The 4,635-nt window shown below is 58.6% G+C and carries 1 protein-coding gene; it reads right to left on the reverse strand.

Translation table 11 applies throughout. From position 1 onward, the window contains the following. Nucleotides 1-4,635, reverse strand: a 4,635-nt coding sequence (locus tag EOL86_12130) for a DUF1573 domain-containing protein (protein NCD26322.1), incomplete at both ends; no start/stop codon positions are given.

Below are 4,635 nucleotides of genomic sequence, written 5' to 3' on the forward strand. Positions count from 1 at the left end.
CAGTTGGGGCCGGAGGCGGTGGGAATGGCCGAGCCGACGCTCGGCGGTCCGACCAGGACATTCGTGATGTTCCCGAAATAGCCGTTGGTGATGGTGATCGTGTTGCCGCCGGCATAGGGGCCGATGTTGGTGGAGGCGGCGAAGCACGAGCCGGTCAGGGCGAAAGTGTAGCTCGGCATCGGACTGTTGTTGACCAGGTAGCAGGTCGGGGTGAAGGTGCCGATGGCTGACGCGGTGAAGACCACCGGAATGTTGCTGGCGGTGCCGGGGGCGACGGTCAATCCGGCCAAATCGGTCACATCGAAGTATGCCGCACCCGCGCCGTTGTTGGTGGCTGCTGTGATCAGCAGGGCTTCGTTGCCGCTGTTGGTCACGGTGAAGATGTTGGTCACGATGGTGCCTAGTGGCGTCGGCGCGAAGGCTGGTGCGGTCACGTCAATGCCTGCGGCGTTGTAGGTGAAGGCGTTGGATTTGGTGGTGGCTCCGAAACTGGTGGATTGAACCACCACATCGCCCAGGGAACCGGAGCTGGAAGTGCCGACCACTACCACGACTTGCGTAGCGGACTGACCCGGCTGAATCGCCGCCGACACCCCGCACAGCGTTACGTTGGTGATGTCGCTACCGTTGCCAAGATGGATGCCGTAGATCGTGACCACGTCCCCGATGCGCCCGGATGTCGGCAACACGCCGCCGCTGTATCCTCCCGAGCCCTTCCAGACATTGGTATGCACGGTGCCTCCCGTATCGCCGCCGACGACATACATATCCGTTCCCAAAGCACCGCAGCCGGCGGACGAGCGCGCCTGCGGGAGTGAAATAACTTCCGTCCAGGTTTCCCCATCATAGCGGAAGGTGTTGTACGAGGCGCTGCTGCCAGTCCAGCCGGCGATCGCGTAGATGAACCCGCCGACCGCATACGTCACCATGCTGCAACGCGGTTGCGGCAAGCCTGCCACTTCAGTCCAATTGGTTCCATCGTAACGATAGACGTTGGTACGGGTAGTGCCACCATTAAGCCCGCCGATGGAATAAAGCTGATCATCCAGTACGGCGACCGTATTGAAGCTACGCGCCGTCGGCAGCCCGTTGGTCTCGGCCCGTCCAGACCCGTCAAACAAGTAGACGTTGGTTGCGTCCCCTCCAGAACCCTCGCCGCCCACGGCATACAGGGCATTTCGCCATTGCGCCAAACCGAATCCGGCGCGTGCGGACGGCAGTCCGGCGGCTTCACTCCACACGCCACCGGAGTAGCCATAGACATTCGTTCTCTTGGTAGAACTATAGCTACCACCCATGACGTATAGGTTCCCGTTCAGCTCGGCCGCCCGGCAATCCACGCGCGGTTGCGGCAAGCCGGCCACCTCCGTCCAGGCGGAGCCGTCGAAGCGAGTGACATTGGTGAGTATCGTTATGGAAGACCGTCCGCCAGCAACATACAGTTGATCGTTCAGCACCCCCACGCCAGGTGATGATTGTTGATAGGGCAGGCCTACCACTTCGACCCAGCCGGTTATGGATCCAGGCCGCCCAATCAAGCCCGCTGGATTATACGTGTAGGCGTTGGCAAGGATCGTTTCGCCGTTGTCGGATGTTTGGACGGTGAGGGTTACGGTGCCGCCGGTCGTGTTGGTGGCGGCGGGGAGGGTTATGGTGAACCAGTTGGGGCCGGAGGCGGTGGGGATGGCCGAGCCGACGCTCGGTGCTCCTATGAGGACGTTTGTGATCGTGCCGAAGGCCGCGCTGTTGGTGACGGTGATGGTGTTGCCGCCGGCGTAGGGGCCGGAGGACAAGGAGATTCCATAGTAGGAAAATGCATCGGCTTTCACCGTTTCGCCGTAGCTGGTGGAATAGACGCGTACGGCGCCTACGAGGGCGCCGGAGCTGGATCCGGCCACAACCACCACCTGGGTGGATGATTGGCTGACAATGGTGGTTGCATCAATGCCGCAAAGGGTCACGTTGGTGATGTCGGTCCCGTCGCCTAGGTTTACGCCGCTGATGGTGACCTGATAGCCGCCGGCTGAGGACCCGGACGACGGCGTGATGGCCTCGCCGCTGACCTCCGCCAGGATGCGGATACGCGGGAGATCGCTACTGGCACTATAATCTTCGTTATATCCTTCTTCTTCCACGTAATAGATATACCGCGTGTCGTAATCGTCACTGAGATATTTCCAGCCGCGGTAAGCGGTCAAATCGTAAGTGATTTGACCGCATTGACAATAATTGGGGGATGGAGCAAAAGCCCAGTCGATAATCACATTGCTGGAGCCGTTCCACTCGAACGGGGTGTCGAATTCGAGCATGTCGAAGCCGCCGGCTGTCGGAGAATAGGCGGCGTTGCTGTAGCAGAGGGACAGGTCGGTTCCCTGCATTTCCCCCAGCATATTGGTTACGTCGGTATGCTTCATACGCAAAATGTAACCGGGCAGTGCGTAGGTACTTGGAGGCGAAACCACGTCAAGACCCAGCGCAAGAATACGGGTCGGCCCCGTCAGCCCGACGTTGGCGAAGTCGTTGGACAGATACAGATATTGATAATGACCGGATTCATAGACCAAACTGATCGGACAGCCGTGCGTCGTAATGTTGGTCATGGAACCCGCTCCAATCACAAAGGCCTCCGTCACGGGTGAACCGATAATCTCGCCCTGCGGATTGTAGGTATAGGCGTTGGCCAGGGTCGTGTCGCCGTTGTCGGAGGTTTGGACGGTGAGGGATGCGGTGCCGCCGATCGCGTTGGTGGCGGCGGGCAGGGTGATGGTGAACCAGTTGGGGCCGGAGGCGGTGGGAATGGCTGAGCCGACGCTCGGCGCTCCGACAAGGACATTCGTGATGATGCCGAAATCAAATCCGTTGGTGACGGTGATGGTGTTGCCCGCAGTTAACGGGCCGGAAGACGGGCTGATCAGGGCTTGCAGTTCGTAGGAGCCCATGTCCACCGTAGTCCAGGCAATGCGCGGATTGCCTGCCAGATCGGTTCCGGCGGGAGCGTAGGTATTGTTGCCTGTGTTAAAACACGGGGAATTCGCAGACAGGGTGTAGTCGGCGTTGAGCTGCGGATCCTCGGTGATACAACCGTCTACGCCGCTGGTAATACCGTCGGATGCGCAGGTGTTGCGGATGGTCGAGCCGCCGCCATCAGTATATATATCCGTAGCGGTTGTTCCTGTGTTTCCGTATACAATGCAGTTATTCAACGTACCGCTTTGATACAGATACATCCCGCCAGACCCGCTGGTTACCGTATTGCCGACAATCGTGCAATTATTTAAAGTCTCATCCCCGACATAGTCAATTTCAACACCGCCCGCATAGGTTGCCGCTGTATTGCTGATCACCAGACAATTGTTCATCGTCCCGCTCGTATCCAGACAGGCCCCACCCGCTCCGGCAGATGACGAGTTACCTCTCAACGTACAATAATTCAACGTACCACCATGGTACACATAAGCCCCACCGGCATAATCCGCAGAATTGCCGTTCAGCGTGCAGTCGTTCAGCGTGCCCCCCTGATAGAAATAGGCTCCGCCGCCCCAGTTATTCGCCGTATTATCATTTAGCGTACAGTTATTCAGCGTACCGCCGTAATACAAATACGCGCCACCGCCATTGTTATTCGCCGTATTTCCCTGGACGACCACATTGGATACTACGCAGTTGGTTGCCAACAAGATGCCTGCACCAGATTGATCATAGACTGCATCACCGGAATTCGCCGTGTATCCGTTCGTGATGGCAAAGCCGATCAACTGCGCACCGCCACTCATAAACACCCCGCGCACCGCCGCAGACCCTATGGGTCCCGCACCCGCGATAATCGTTACCTCCGGCCCGTTCATCGAGCGCACCGTGATGGCCTTGGTAATACACACGCGGTTGGTCAACGCATAGCCCGGCGTCATCGCGCCACCTGAATTATACACGCCGTTGGTGACCCAGACGGTGCCTGTGGTCGATACCGCTTCCACGCCTTCCTGAATCGTCTTGAATGCCGTTAACCAGTTGGTCCCGGCTCCGGAACTGCCCACCGACGCATCGACATACACCACATCAGGAGGCGGAACTGCAGCAAATTCATACGCGCCCATATCCACGGTACCGTCCTGAATACGCGGATTCCCCGCTAGGTCATAAGGCGAAATATTCGTCGGCGCCAAGGCATTGTCACCGGTATCGATACAGGGCGACCCCGCCAGCAGCGTGTAATCACTTGCGGACGCATCCGTGAACATCGGATTATTGGTCGTACACCCATCCGCGCCATCCGTCAGGCCATCCGACGCGCAGGAGTTATAAAAGGTTCCGCCCTGATCCGAAATATCCGCCCCCCAATCAGCGGTATTGCCCCAGACAATACTGTTCTGCAGGCAACCGCCCACGGTAAAGATACCGCCACCCATACCACCACCGCCGCTTGGCGAGGCCACGTTGCCGACAATCGTACAGTTATCGACCCGCGAAGTGCCGCCCCCCGAGACATTAAGCCATACACCGCCGGCTAGGCCGCCGCCGGAGTTGGTGGCGAGATTATTCACAATCAGGCTATTAGCGACCGTCACCACCTGGGTATAACTATCGGAATTCAAATACAGACCACCGCTGCCGCTAGCGGCATTGGCGACATTCCCG

The organism is Deltaproteobacteria bacterium, assembly GCA_009930495.1.
Classification (GTDB): Bacteria; Desulfobacterota; Desulfovibrionia; order Desulfovibrionales; family Desulfomicrobiaceae; genus Desulfomicrobium.